14 protein-coding genes and 1 tRNA gene are annotated in these 14,172 nt (G+C 43.6%); 12 read left to right on the forward strand and 3 right to left on the reverse strand.

Annotated features, from left to right (window positions below; translation table 11 throughout):
• Nucleotides 1-239 precede the first annotated feature (239 nt).
• Nucleotides 240-1,007, reverse strand: coding sequence for a hydrogenase iron-sulfur subunit (locus tag AC6I5A_RS03340; RefSeq protein ID WP_034611673.1), 768 nt, complete (start codon nt 1,005-1,007; stop codon nt 240-242).
• A gap of 219 nt (nt 1,008-1,226) precedes the next feature.
• The gene (locus AC6I5A_RS03345) at nt 1,227-4,331 is read right to left on the reverse strand and encodes a CoB--CoM heterodisulfide reductase iron-sulfur subunit A family protein (RefSeq protein WP_034611675.1); all 3,105 of its coding nucleotides are present in this window, start codon (nt 4,329-4,331) and stop codon (nt 1,227-1,229) included.
• Nucleotides 4,332-5,130: 799 nt separating this feature from the next.
• Here AC6I5A_RS03345 and AC6I5A_RS03350 point away from each other — a divergent pair.
• The 5 genes from AC6I5A_RS03350 to AC6I5A_RS03370 all read left to right on the forward strand — a co-directional run bounded on the left by AC6I5A_RS03350 (nt 5,131) and on the right by AC6I5A_RS03370 (nt 8,874).
• Complete coding sequence (locus AC6I5A_RS03350) at nt 5,131-5,595, forward strand: hypothetical protein (RefSeq protein WP_034611677.1); 465 nt, start codon at nt 5,131-5,133, stop codon at nt 5,593-5,595.
• 28 nt (nt 5,596-5,623) lie between these two features.
• Complete coding sequence (gltX, locus tag AC6I5A_RS03355) at nt 5,624-7,105, forward strand: glutamate--tRNA ligase (protein WP_034611678.1); 1,482 nt, start codon at nt 5,624-5,626, stop codon at nt 7,103-7,105.
• An 83-nt stretch (nt 7,106-7,188) separates the two neighbouring features.
• Nucleotides 7,189-7,263, forward strand: a tRNA-Glu gene (locus AC6I5A_RS03360).
• Nucleotides 7,264-7,338: 75 nt separating this feature from the next.
• On the forward strand, nt 7,339-7,677 hold the full coding sequence (locus tag AC6I5A_RS03365; protein ID WP_034611679.1) for a HesB/IscA family protein: 339 nt from the start codon (nt 7,339-7,341) through the stop codon (nt 7,675-7,677).
• Between the two features lie 930 nt (nt 7,678-8,607).
• Nucleotides 8,608-8,874: a hypothetical protein gene (locus AC6I5A_RS03370; RefSeq protein ID WP_034611681.1), complete on the forward strand. Its 267-nt coding sequence runs from the start codon at nt 8,608-8,610 to the stop codon at nt 8,872-8,874.
• Between the two features lie 242 nt (nt 8,875-9,116).
• Here the strand turns inward: AC6I5A_RS03370 and AC6I5A_RS03375 are convergent, their stop codons facing one another.
• Nucleotides 9,117-9,374, reverse strand: coding sequence for a hypothetical protein (locus AC6I5A_RS03375; RefSeq protein ID WP_497900456.1), 258 nt, complete (start codon nt 9,372-9,374; stop codon nt 9,117-9,119).
• Between the two features lie 637 nt (nt 9,375-10,011).
• On the opposite strand from AC6I5A_RS03375, the gene AC6I5A_RS03380 reads away from it, so the two are divergent.
• From AC6I5A_RS03380 to AC6I5A_RS03410, 7 genes are all read left to right on the forward strand, one after another.
• Entirely contained in the window at nt 10,012-10,416 is a 405-nt protein-coding gene (locus tag AC6I5A_RS03380) for a DUF134 domain-containing protein (protein WP_034611682.1), read from the forward strand.
• A 49-nt stretch (nt 10,417-10,465) separates the two neighbouring features.
• Nucleotides 10,466-10,606, forward strand: coding sequence for a hypothetical protein (locus AC6I5A_RS03385; RefSeq protein WP_497900457.1), 141 nt, complete (start codon nt 10,466-10,468; stop codon nt 10,604-10,606).
• A 45-nt stretch (nt 10,607-10,651) separates the two neighbouring features.
• Nucleotides 10,652-11,485, forward strand: a complete 834-nt coding sequence (locus tag AC6I5A_RS03390) for an Mrp/NBP35 family ATP-binding protein (protein ID WP_034611684.1) — start codon at nt 10,652-10,654, stop codon at nt 11,483-11,485.
• Nucleotides 11,486-11,566: 81 nt separating this feature from the next.
• Nucleotides 11,567-11,725, forward strand: coding sequence for a DUF362 domain-containing protein (locus AC6I5A_RS03395; RefSeq protein ID WP_497900458.1), 159 nt, complete (start codon nt 11,567-11,569; stop codon nt 11,723-11,725).
• Nucleotides 11,712-12,260, forward strand: coding sequence for a gamma carbonic anhydrase family protein (locus AC6I5A_RS03400; RefSeq protein WP_034611685.1), 549 nt, complete (start codon nt 11,712-11,714; stop codon nt 12,258-12,260). The genes AC6I5A_RS03395 and AC6I5A_RS03400 overlap by 14 nt, the downstream gene beginning before the upstream one ends.
• A 71-nt stretch (nt 12,261-12,331) precedes the next feature.
• Nucleotides 12,332-12,859 carry a gamma carbonic anhydrase family protein gene (locus AC6I5A_RS03405; RefSeq protein WP_034611687.1) on the forward strand — a complete coding sequence of 176 codons (528 nt, stop codon included), beginning with the start codon at nt 12,332-12,334 and terminating at the stop codon, nt 12,857-12,859.
• A gap of 67 nt (nt 12,860-12,926) precedes the next feature.
• A complete protein-coding gene (locus AC6I5A_RS03410; RefSeq protein ID WP_497900459.1) occupies nt 12,927-14,099 on the forward strand; it encodes an MFS transporter in 1,173 nt (390 codons plus the stop codon).
• Nucleotides 14,100-14,172 lie beyond the last annotated feature (73 nt).

Consider the following 14,172-nt stretch of genomic DNA (forward strand, 5'->3'; position numbering starts at 1 on the left):
GGCGGTATAAGCCCAAAAAGTCGCTTAAACCAATAGCTTAGGCGACTTTTTCTATATATAAGAAATAGCATTCAGATGACAAAAGACAGATTAGGGGGCGTAATGAATTAAAGTATCATTACGCCCCCTAAAATAGTCATCCCTTACTTTGCTTCAACTAACTTCTTTTTAGTCAATCAGCAAAAGTATTTCACTATGGGAGGCAATAACTCCTCCAAAAGCTCGATTTCGCCTTCTCTTTACGCAAGAGCATAGCACTTCAGGCCTTCATCGTACCTGACTAATCCATGCCTGATTGAATTATTAAGGTGCCTTGATACATCAGATGGGGTCAGATCCAAAACCTTAGCAATCTCTCCGGTTACCAGGGGTCTTTCCCGCAAGAGTGCTATAATTTGACTGTCCGCCAATTTCTCGCCAACTGTTTCCTCAAATAACCTGTTGCCCTCGCCACTGCTGAAGAATTCACTATACTCTTCATCCGTTTTAAAACGCACGCGCAGTCTCTCTATATCCACCAGTTTAATGTAGGGAACCAGTTTGGTTACTGCTTCGAGTTTGGACTTTAAGGTTTTTTCGTCCATTCCTTCGCTTTTGCCAAGAGGTCCTAACCTCTCAATCTCCCTGCCGAATTCATTCATAATATTGGCGAAGCGGATTCCTTCACCGGCCGATACCCATTCAAGCCTTAATCTTTCGGGGTTCATCCCTATGCGCTCCAGTATTTTTTTGCATATCGACACCATTCTTATGGCATCGTAATTTCCTTCCGTATTGTAATGGCAGTCACTAAGATGACAACCTCCGATAAACACCGCGTCTTGTCCATTGGAGAAGGCTCGGAGGATGTGTTCCATCTCCACTCTGCCGGAACACATCACCCTGATCAGCCTGATATAAGGGGGATATTGAAAACGGGAAACACCGGCCAGGTCCGCTCCTCCGTAGCAACACCAATTGCATATTATACCTAAGATTCTTGGCTTAAACGCAAGTTCCGCACTCATTCTATTCCACCGCCTTAATTAGTAATCCAGGTTTATCCAATCGTAAGACTCCCACTTCTACAAGTGGAAGAAGTACTCCTTATTCTGCTTCGGTGGGGGTAGACTCCGACTTCGCCGCTAAGAATTCCTTTTGGGACGTGCGGCTTCGGCGAAACCCTCCACTGGAAGCTTTAGTCACCGAAGACTCGATGTTCAACTTTAGTTGAACGAGTTCACTCACTAGCTTACTGCAAAATCAGGAATCGCCGCGTCAATTTGACACATCAGTTCGTCGTGTGTATAGTGCTTGAGAGAAATAGCCCTGGTTGGGCACTTGGCGTTACAGAGACCGTCCCCCTTACAGAGAACAGAATTAACCACAGCCTTTCTGCCTCGCGGCGTATCATGAAACTTGATGGCCCCATAAGTGCACACAGCAATACAGGCCCCGCACGAAATACAGTTACTCTCATTCACCTCGCAAACAGAACCGGAGGCTATAACCGTATCATGGGAAAGGAGAGTTAAGGCCCGACCGGCAGCTCCATAAGCCTGGCTGATCGTTTCCGTTATATGCTTGGGATAGTGCGCTATCCCACACAGGTAAATGCCGTCTGTACTAAAGTCAACCGGTCTCAGTTTGACATGCGCTTCCTGGAAGAAACCATCCGGGCTCGTATTCACCTTGAATAACTTGGTAATTTCCTGACTTCCCGCCGACGGAATAACGGCGGCAGCTAAAGCCAGCGCGTCCGCATCTATCTCCAGCTTCTTACCTAAAACAGGATCGGCTACGGTAACCCTTAAGACATTCCGGCCATCCTCAGCAACTGCGGTAGCCACCTGCGGTCCATCCTGCGGCTCATAGCGGATGAACCTCACATTCTTACTTGCCGCTTCCCGGTAATAATCCTCTCTTAAGCCATACGTTCTGATATCCCTAAACAGAATGTAGATATCCATCTCGGGTTTTAGCTCTTTGAGTTTCAGGGCGTTCTTGATCGATTCGCTGCAACAGATCCGGCTGCAGTAGTTTCTGTCTTCATTTCTGCAGCCTACGCATTGGATCATCACCAGACTCTGGGAGTTAAGCAGTCTTTCTTCTCCTTTAGCGATTTGCTCTTCCAACTCCAGTTGGGTCATTACCCGCTCATCTTCTCCATAAAGATATTCGGTAGGCTGGTATACTTCAGCGCCTGTAGCGAGAATGGTTGCGCCATGTTCTATCTCGATGACCCTTCCTTCAGACTTCACCTTAGTTATAAAATTTCCTACAAAACCGCCGGTCTCTAAAATATCAGCATGAGTATAGACATGGATTAAAAGGTGCTGATAAACTTGACGGATGAGACCACGCAGATACTCTTGAACATTCAGTCCTTCCAAGGTGTAATGGATTCGGCGTGCTATTCCTCCCAGGTCTGGATTTTTTTCCACCAGGTAAACCTCATGTCCCTGCTCGGCCACGCTCAAAGCACTGGTCAGTCCGGCCAAGCCTCCTCCGACCACTAAAGCCGCTTTGTCAACGGGCAAATCAAATTCCTGCAAGGGTTCCAAACGTCTGGCGCGGGCTACCGCCATCCGGATAATATCTTGCGCCTTCTGGGTGGCATTCTCCTTTTCTTTGGAGTGGACCCAAGAGCAATGTTCTCGAATATTAGCCATGTCGTAGAAATATTGATTAATTCCCGCTTCCCGCAGTGTGTCCCGGAATAGCGGCTCATGTGTCCTTGGGGTACAGGCAGCGACAACCACGCGATTGAGCCCTTTTTCCCGGATCGATCTTGACAGTTTCGCGGCTGCTTCCGTAGAACAAATAAAGAGGCTCTCTTCAGAGTGAACAACATTAGGTAAAGTCAGCGCATATTGAACTGTTGAAGGTACATCGACTATTCTTCCGATATTCGCTCCACAATGACAGACGTAGACACCCACCCTGGGCTCCTCTCCCGAGGTATCCCTTTCCGGCGGATATATCCTTGCTCTGGCCAGATTCCCCCGTCGGTAGTCAAGCAGTTGTCCACATTGGGAACCGGCCCCGCTGGCAGTCACAACCGACTCGGGGATATCTACTGGACCCTGAAAAGCGCCGCTGATGAAAATTCCCGGGCGAGAGGTCTCCATAGGATTACCGGGATTGGTTTTACAGAAGCCGTGAGCATTGAGCTCGATGCCGCAGACATTTGCCAAGCGCACCGCATCCGCAGGAGGATTCAAGCCGACGGATAATACCACCATCTCGAATTCTTCCTCTTTTACTCCATCCTCAAAAGTAGAATATCTGATCGTTACGTTCTTGCTTTCCGGGATCTCTTTGCCGATCGATACATAGCTTCTGATAAATCGAATCCCCGGAAGTTTCTCCGCCCTTTGGTAGAAGCGCTCAAAATCCTTGCCATAAGAACGGACATCGTTATGGAATATTGTACACTCGGCCCCATCGTCATGGTCCTTGGTCAAAATCACCTGTTTTTGGGTATACGTGCAACATACGCCTGAACAATAGCTGTTGGCGCCCTGGACTACCGATCTGGAACCGACGCAGTGAATCCAGGCTATTTTATGGGGATGTTTCTTGTTGGAAGCGCGCAGAATCTCCCCTTCGTATGGCCCGGTGGCACATAACAGCCGTTCATAGTCCAGACTGGTTACCACATTCTCAAACTTTCCATAGCCATAGTCGTTCATCAACTTAGGATCAAAGGGCTCAAAGCCCGGCGCCAGAATGACCGCCCCAACTTTTATTTCTACTTTCTCCGCCGTTTGATTTAAATCTATGGCGTCAGACTGACAAACTGCTTGGCAAATAGTACATTTCTTATCTTTAAGGTAAAGGCAGCTTTCATCTATATAAGTTACCAGGGGGATTGCTTGAGCAAAGTATATATGGATGGCTTTATTGGACGAGATTCCTTGATTAAATTGATCCGGGTACGTGGCCGGGCAGTATTCGACACAGGAAGTACAACCTGTACATTTGCTCTCGTCAACATATCTGGGCTTTTTAATCAGGGTTACCTTGAAGTTGCCCGCTTCTCCTTCGACACTGTCAACTTCAGTATAGGTCATGATCTCTATATTGGGATGCCTGTTACATTCCGAAAACTTAGGTGATTCTATGCACATGGAGCAGTCATTAGTGGGAAATGTCTTGTCAAGCTGGGACATTTTGCCGCCAATGGTCGGTGATTTCTCAACCATGTAGACCTTAAAACCGGCAGTAGCCAGATCCAGAGAGGCTTGAATACCACTGATCCCTCCGCCGATAACCATTACGTCTCCAAAATTACTGCCAGCAAGACTACTAACAAGCTGTTCTTCAATTCTTTCTAGTTCTTTTTCCATTTCTCTCCGCCCTCATCAAGTTTTATGTGCCCGTACTGTTTAGGTTCGGTCGGATCATTTTCACAAGCATTTTGCACACATATTTCTTCATAAGCCTCCTGTTTCTTTAATTTCATCACGAATAGCTTATCATTACACATAACTGTATTATAATGAGACTCAATGCAATTACCATGCCATACTTACCATTATCATAATCTGCTTCCTTTAACTGTCGAAAATTACTCCTCATCGGTAAAAATCTCATATAATATTTAACTCTTTATTGACTTGGTAGATTTTGAAACGACAAATACCACTGCAAACTTGCAGTGGTATTTGTCGTTATAGGCAATAAGGCTGTTATAAGCCTTGTTATAAGCAAAGTTTTACTAAGTCGATGTCGCATCAGGATAATGCAATATCGACTTATCCTGGGGACCGACAATTACGTCCGAGCCGCCTGCAGTTTCGCCTGTACACCTCACAGTTCTCGATTTAATATATAGGCCTCTTCTTCTGCGTCATAAACGAGAACTTCATCCAAAATGTACTCACTCTTTGTGTTAGCTGTTTATTGCATAATGAAATAGGACAAAGTTGCAAAAGAAATTCCCCACTTTGGCAATAGTAAATTCCTCTATACTTATTTGGTCTGCATGGGCATAGTTCCCAGTCGTATATCTGTCATTAAACACCTTGAAAAATAGAGTAGTGCCATTATATAATTAGTACATAATACAATTTTATAATATAAAGATTATAAAATTGTCCGACTACAGCGAATTTCATGCGTTCTAGACTTGAAGGGGGGACCTAATTGAATTACCAACTATTGAAGAGTGCTTCACAAGAGATTAGGGATGACTATTTAAGACAAGAACTCGGAATGGAAAAGTGTGAGGTATTAGACAAGTATCGACTAAGAAGTAACGTTGCCCTTTACTGGGAAAGGCGCCATGAGCACCAACCCACACAGGAATTTTTCAGTCAAAAATTCGCCAGAAAAGCATCGCCATTAGGAATGATTTTTTACATTTATAAACTTTGTTATGCTAAAGTTAAGTATTTTGAACAAAACTGGGACAATTTTGCTCCGTGTGTCTATAATTGGCAAAGCGGATTATTTGAGGAGACAAGACTGTCGAATATGGAATTTATTAAACATTTAAGGACGGGCAGCATTCTTGATTTGAGATATCTGGCAACAATTAATAAATATGAAGATTTTCTGAGGCTATGTAATAACTTTGATGAACAACAACCAACAAATGGCTTTTTCTAAAGTCAAATAACACTTGGGAGAGTAATACATGGAAAAGGTCAGAGTTAGATTTGCTCCGAGTCCTACGGGTTATTTGCATATCGGGGGAGCAAGGACGGCATTGTTCAACTGGTTGTTTGCAAAAAAACACAACGGAAAATTTATTCTTCGCATTGAGGATACTGACACAGAAAGACTAAAAGAAGATTCCGTAGGTCAGATTCTTAGCAGCCTAAAATGGTTAGGGATAGACTGGGATGAAGGACCAGAAAAAGGCGGTGATTTTGGCCCCTATTTCCAATCTCAACGACAAAGAATTTACACTAAGGCAGCCCAAACGTTAATCCAAGAAAACAAGGCCTACCATTGTTTTTGTAGCATGGAAGAGATAGAGGAAGAACGTCAAAAACAACTGCAAGCGGGTACACCCTTTCGTTATAATAGAAAATGCCGAAACTTATCTTCTGAGGAAGTCCGTAACCGATTGAAGCAGGGCCTCTCCTCGGTGATTCGGCTTAAAGTACAGGACACAGGTCAAGTTCTCGTCGAGGATATTATTAGAGGAACAGTAAACTTTAAATTGGAACAATTGGATGATTTTATTATTATGAAATCGAATGGTTCACCTGCCTATAATTTTGCTTGTGTGGTCGATGACAATGCTATGCAAATTAGTCATGTTATTCGGGCTGAGGAGCATTTATCCAATACTCCCAAACAGTGTCTTATATATCGCGCCTTGGGATACGAGACACCCTTATTTGCTCACTTATCCATGATATTAGCACCAGACCGTAGCAAGTTGAGCAAAAGGCACGGTGCAACTGCAGTTGGAGAATTCCAGAAGATGGGTTGCCTACCCGAAGCTCTGGTTAATTATTTAACACTTCTTGGATGGTCCCCACCTGAGGCGCAGAGCGAACTGATTACTCCAGATCAAACTATTCCTTCCTTTTCGCTCGAAAGAGTTTCGAAAACCGCTGCAGTATATGACGTTCAAAAATTAATTTGGCTTAACGGACAATATATGACCACCTATGATTTAGATAGTCTGACACGACGAGCAATACCTTTTTTCATTCAGGTGGGTTTGATCAGCAATTCAGAAGCAGAAGAAAAACAAGCGTACATTCGTGGTGTCGTAAGTGTCGTCAAGGAAAGAGTAAGAACCTTGGTAGAACTGGCTGAAGCGAGTCGATACTTTTTTCAGGAAATTGTTAGCTATGATGAAAAAGGTCTGGAAAAATACTTTCTTAAACAAGACGGCGTGGAATTATTGCTCTCAAAAGGTAGCGAATGGCTTAACACTCTAGACCATTTTGATAAAGAAAGTATTGAAAGTGCATATCGCCAGTTAATGGATGAACTCAAGATTAAAGGCGGTATTATTATTCACCCTATGAGATTGGCGTTAACCGGTCGTACCGCTAGTCCGGGTCTCTTTGAGGTGATGGCTATATTAGGAAAAAGGAAATGCATAGAACGTTTAGATAAGGCTATTGACTTTATTCAAAAAAAGTTTGACAAATAACTAGCTTATGAGTTCCAAAACAACTATAATAATAAACATAAGCTAAAGTAAATGATAAGAGATATTACTTTAGTGATGATCAAGGCCCCATGGTCAAGCGGCTAAGACATCGCCTTCTCACGGCGGAAACAGGGGTTCGATTCCCCTTGGGGCTACCAAAAGTTTATTAAGATCACTAATTTAAGGGTTAATAGAAATAACGGTTGGTGATTTAACAAAGGAGTGACAATAGAATGGTAAAAATTACAGAATTCGCAGCCCAAAAGGTTAAAGATGTGCTAAAAGCCCAGAATAAAGAAAATGCACTTCTTCGTCTCTATCTTGCAGGAGTCGGTTGTGGCGGACCGAATTTCGGGATGACTCTGGATGAGTCAAAAACAGAGGATGATATTCTTGATGAAGAATATGGTGTTTCAATGATCATCGATAAAAAATTGTCAACTTACTTAGAAGGAGCAATCGTTGACTATATTGAGTCAAATAATGGTGGAGGTTTTGAAATACGTACGGCAAAGACAGATAATGGCGATGGCTGTGGCGGGGGCTGTGGGGGTTGCGGCGGGAGTTGCTGATATTGAAGGGGAAAGAGAGCTCGATTCGGGCTCTCTTTAATAATAGAACTGTTGTACCGAGGTCATGAGTGGCTGCAAATAATATAGAACGTGGATGATAAAAGAAAGGACAACATCCGTTACGTTATCTCTGTCAAATGGTCTCTTTTCCGATATTAATGAAGTGTTTATTTGGTTGTTATCCAGACCTATCAAGCGTACCACGCAGGTTGTTCTCCGAGAATTACACTTGGGGAACCAGGCAAGGTGAACAAGGGAAGGTTGGAGAACCGAAGTGTCTATGCAGAAAGGCACCAGATCAAGAAGATAGATCGCTCAACCGATAAAAACAGAATATAAATGACTTGCAAAAGGTTATGCATAAATAGTGTATAGTGAACTCGTTCAACTAAAGTTGAACATCGAGTCTTCGGTGACGAAAGCCTCCAGTGGAGGGTTTCGCCGAAGCCGCACGTTCCAAAAGGAATTCTTAGCGGCGAAGTCGGAGTCTACCCCCACCGAAGCAGAATAAGGTGTACCTCTCCCACTTGTAGAAGTGGGAGTCTTACGATTGGATAAAGCCATAAATGGCATATGCCTAAAACCATAAAGGGGCAATGAACATGCCAGGAAGATATAGAATAATGTCATAAATTAACAAAGATTATTTTCTAAAAGTCTATTTTGATCAGCACTTTTCTGGCTCCGTTTTTCTATATGCTGGACATATCGCAACAATTGCCTATATTGAACAAAGAACCCAGTAATTATAGTTCGCTGAAGAAAATTGTCAATCTGCCTATACTCAATAATTTTAAGTGGGTGATTTTCATTAAACATTAAATGCTATGTTAAGGATGTTTGATAAGGTCGCCTGTGGTGTAAAGAAGAAGGCAGATTGTAGCATAATGTTAGTAATCCACGAAATGAATCGGGAGAAAGGATCCAATAATGTTGGAATACCTCAATTACCAGCAAGAACGTTTTTTCACTTGGTGTGATAATGTAGTGCAAGACTACATTGATCGCGAAGGAACCATGCTCAAAAAGTGGCGGCCGCGTAAGAACCCGGACGGCAGTTATGATCTGATCTTTTATGTGGTTGCTCGTGGTGAAGCTGTATCCAAGCATGCCGTGCCCGTACCGGAGGAGTTTCACGAGTTTCTTGAGCAAGAGTACTTCATCAATCACTCGCCGGACGAAGACGAAGAGAGTTAGTTTGCCCCCCGAACAAATGGCAGAATTCTTGACGCCTTAATTATTATGGTTATTGATTTGGCTATTCAATAATTCTTGAGGGAGGGTGCTTGTTCACCTGAGAATGTAGGTGACGAAGGGGTTTCTTTGGGAATTAGTCCAATTCCGAAGAAGACCTGTAATTATTCACGCATCTATTGTCAGCTAGGAAGAACTGGCTACATGACAAACACAAGGCAAATGTTTTTCTCGGTCCGAAAAAATCATGGATAAATTCGACCCCCAATACACGGGGAATGGCCTAACACTTTTACCTGAACGGGTAATCCCTTACATTGACGTTCCACAGTGCCAAAGGTATCTGAAGTGAGAATATGGATCTCTAGGAACGGGGACAAACTGATGATACTGTCTTTAACGTATTCAAACATTTCTCCGTCTTTGGCTAACGTCCCGTTAAAATCTAAGAGTAATATTTCCAGGTTCATAGTGTCTTTGCCTGGAATTTTCACCTGAATCATAAACCCGGCCGCCTTTCATTGTTATTTCAAGATGTTCAATTAAATATAGGATTTCGCTGGATATAAGCCCTATCCCTCTGCTGGATAGGGCTTTACAAAATTTCTTTAATCACATTCCCATTAGACCTTCCAAAAAATTCAGGCATTTTTCGTCCGAACTGGGACTTTTGGTAATAGAAAAAGGTGTATCCTAGGGGGTGCCAAATATGGGCCGAAAAATAAATGTGTTATTGACATATATTTAAAAGAACATATAATAGATGCTATAAAGGACATATGTCAATAACCAAGAGGAGGCACTCAGCAGCTAGAAAGAGATGGAAAGGGTCCAATGTGACGAACGATGGGCGGAAGAGACAGCGTAGTTTGAGCAGGAGCAAAAGCTGTTCGTAGAGGTGCTGGATTAGGTCAAGGTAAGGTTAAGGTTAAGGTCTGGGTATTTGCGGCAGACGAGGCTTTGGAAGAAATCTCGCAACAGATCCTAAAGTATTATAAACAGAAAAAGAATTGTCGGAAGAGGAGTTATTTGAAAGCAGGCTCAATGTTCTTAGAAAGCAATTAGAGAGCCTATAACTAGGCAAAAAAGCAGCAGGGGATGCTCCTGTTACTTTTTTGTGGCAAATGAGGAGAACGAATTATGCCAAGACCAAGAAAATGGAGAAAAGTGTGTTGCTTGCCGGAAAGCAACCGATTTGGACCGCTCAACGTTCCAATTAATCAAGAGCATTTTGTGATTATGACTGTCGATGAGTATGAAACGATCCGGCTGGTTGACTTAGAAGGGTTTACGCAGGAAGAGTGTGCCGACCAAATGAATATCGCCCGCACAACCGTTCAGCGTATTTATAATGATGCGCGAAAAAAACTGGCGGAATCCTTAGTAAACGGAAAAGTGCTCAAGATAGAGGGCGGAGATTATACACTCTGTGACGGCCTTGAGAAATCATGCGCTTGTGGCGGTTGCCTCAGACATCGCTGCGGCAGAGATTTTATGGAAGATAAGATGCGAAACTTCCCATCATCGACGGATCGCCGGGGATAGGATGTCCGTTTATTGCCAACATGGAAAATATAGAAAGAATTGAGTTGTTTTGTCAGAAACACATGCTGCCTTTTGCCGAAGAATACCTTTTGACCCGGACGCCGTGAAAGCAATCAATAATGCCAAGAGTATTGTTGATATAGATTGTGCAGCAGGGCGGGCAGCCGGAAATGTTTTGATAAAACTTTAAAGATACTCAAGTACTAAAATAATATAACTATAAGGAGATTAACTGATGAGCGAAAATTGTAATCAAACCTGCAGTACCTGCGGTGACGACTGCGCGGAAAGGAAAGAACCGAAAACCGATTTTTCGGCAAAACCCCATGCACTGAGCAACATCAACAAAGTAATCGGCATTGTAAGCGGAAAGGGCGGAGTGGGTAAATCACTGGTAACATCAATGCTTGCCGTAACAATGAGCAGAAGAGGCTATCATGCTGCTATCTTAGACGCGGATGTGACAGGACCGTCTATACCCAAAGCATTTGGGATCACAGAGAAAGCAACGGTCAGTGAATCCGGATTATATCCCATCAAAAGCAAAACTGGAATAGATATTATGTCAATTAACCTGCTCTTGGCAAATGACACAGATCCTGTAGTTTGGAGGGGACCGCTGATTGCCAACGCAGTCAAGCAGTTTTGGACGGATGTAATCTGGGACGCTGTGGACTTTATGTTCATCGATATGCCGCCGGGAACCGGAGATGTTCCCCTTACCGTCTTCCAATCCATACAAGTCGATGGATTGATCATTGTGACTTCACCGCAAGAGTTGGTTTCCATGATTGTCTCCAAAGCGGTCAAGATGGCGGAAATGATGAACATCCCGATCATCGGTTTGGTTGAAAATATGGCCTATTTCCAATGCCCGGACTGCGCTAAGGAATACAAAATATTCGGAGACAGCCATATTGATAAAATCGCCTGGGAGTACAACCTTAATATTCTTGCCAGGATGCCGATCGATCCTAAACTGGCGGAAGCCTGTGATCGAGGCATGATTGAACAGTTTGATGGTAACTGGTTTGAAAAAGTCGCTGATATTTTAGAAAAGAAAAAATAGCATCAGCACATGATGAGTGTGGAATTAAGGTGTTAATACCGCATGTCGAACTAAACGACAAATGAAAGGAGAATTTTTAGGTTGAAAGCAATAGTTGATCAAGAAATTTGTATTGGTTGTGGGCAATGCGTAGATATTTGCCCGATTGAGGCCATTGAACTCGATAATGATATTGCGGTGATAAGTGATGAATGTATTGACTGCAGGTTGGGGAGGCGGCTACAAAATGGCAATTTATGAATTTGAGGGGAAAAGACCATCAATCGGCAAGGGAAGCTATATTTCTCCGGAAGCGACCATAATTGGTGACGTTACCTTGGGTGAAGGTTGTTATGTGGCTGCCGGCGCACGTATGAGAGGGGACTGGGGTAAAATTACGATTGGAGCAGGTTCCAATATCCAGGAAAACTGTATTATTCATGCTACTCCTGGTTGTGAAGCTGTTCTGGGGCCACGGAGTCACATTGGTCACGGGGCGATTCTGCATACGCCTAAGTTCGCTGAACATGTTTTGGTCGGCATGGGTGCGATCATTATGGATAATGCAAGTATCGGTGACGGCTGTCTGATCGGCGCCGGCGCTTTAGTAGTAGAAAATACGGTTGTTCCGCCTTATAAACTTGTCGTCGGGTCGCCGGCTAAAATAGTTGCTGATCTTTCTGATGAAACCGCGCAAAGAAATCTTGATGAAGCAACAAGTTACTACCTTACCTTACCTGAACGCAGCCATAAAGGTATTAGGCAAATCAGTTTGGAAGAGGTCATGGAATCCTAAGAATTTTATTGAACCTGAAGAATTAGACGAAACAGGATTTATTGCTTCTGTGAATATAGGAGGAATTTAAGATGCTCTACGTTTTTGATGGATACACACCTGAGATAGGGGAGGGTACGTATGTTAGTGAAACAGCAATTGTGATTGGAAATGTCAAAATAGGAGATAACTGTTATATTGGTCACGGCGCTATCTTACGGGGTGATTATGGCAGAATTGAAATAGATTCAGAAACTGCAGTGGAAGAAGGGGTGATTATTCATGTACCCCCGGATTCAGTAGGTAGAATCGGCAAGAAAGTTACGTTAGGTCATGGGGCGATCGTTCATTCGGAAGATATAGGGGATTGGGCAGTGATTGGGATGGGAGCAATAGTCAGTATTAGGGCTAAAATTGGGACCGGTTCGGTTGTGGCGGAGGGCGCCGTTGTAACAAGGAATCAAGTAGTTCCAGAAAAAGTAGTGGTTGGTGGTAATCCGGCTAAAATTATTCGTGAAGTTAAAGAGGATGAATATGTTTTATCGTCGCAGATCAAACATATTTATGTTGATTTAGCAGAAAAATACCTAAAAATTGGGATGCCAAGAGTACCGGAATAATTGCCAGCCGAGTTTTCTTTGAAGATGTAACTCGCGATTGTGTGTGGATAGTTTCAGTGAAGGAGTCATGATGAGCAACAATCAGCCGATACAGTATACAAAAATCGGTGTACTTGCCATAGCACATATGCTAAATGACATGTATAGCAACTTTCTGCCGCAAATGTTTCCCTTTCTCGTCGTCTTACGCGCCGACTTTACAGCCACACGGGCTGCGATTCTCGTTTCTGCCTTTTCGATCACATCATCAATGGCCCAGCCTGTATTTGGTTACTATTTAGATCGCCAGGGAAAACGTTGGCTGGTTTACGTTGGTACGTTATGGATGGCTTTCATGCTGAGTATGACCGGAATAGTGCAAGATTACACTCTGCTTGCAATTTTGGCGGGGCTAGCTGGATTGGGAACTGCAGCTTTTCATCCTCAAGCCTCCACGATGGTCAATGTATTGAGCGGAGAACATAAGGCCATGATACTGTCCGTGTTCTTTGCTTTTGGTTGTCTTGGTTTCGCCTTAGGACCGCTGCTTTTGGTTCCCTTGTTCCAAGCTTATGGATTGCAGGCAACCCTTGTTACAGTGATTCCTGGAATTCTGGTCGCTATCTTACTGTTTTTTTCTGTTCCAAGCAATAATTTACTGTTAGGAAACGCATCAGATTTTTCAGCAGTTTTACTTTCCTTAAAGTCCGCCTCAAAGGAGCTTATAGCCATTATTGGCGTGATTGCCATTCGCGCACTCGCTTATATGGGCATGTTAACGATGTTCCCTTTATATTTTAAGTCGCAAAATATATCCAATATCGGTGCCAGTCATTTGGTTACGATTATGCTGGCAGCAGGAGCCTTTGGCGGCGTCATCGGCGGCTTTATCTCTGACAATTTCGGGCGCAAGCGTTTGATAGTTGGCTCCCTCCTTCTTTCCACCCCTTTATTTTTTGCCTTTTTGAATACCCAAGGTTCGCTAAGCACTGTTTTTCTGACCTTGGCCGGCGCAACTTTGTTATCAAGTAATTCTGTGACGGTGATAGCCGCTCAAGAGGCCATCCCCAACAACAAAGCAATGGCTGCAGGATTAACTATCGGCTTTGCGGGCGGCATCGGAGGGCTTGCGGTTATCCTTCTGGGCTGCATCGCTGATCTATGGGGTTTGCAGACAGTGATCCAAGTGATTTTTTTTCTTCCCCTTATCGCCGCTATGTCTGGTTTATTCATGAGAGCCGACCCTCAGCACGTTCCATGAGGATGGTGGCACGCTGAGAGAGGTCATGGGGCGATTAGAATATTATCAACGCCGCCCGAAAGTTGGGAGTTAC

The sequence above is a fragment of the Desulfosporosinus sp. Tol-M2 genome (assembly GCF_059735615.1).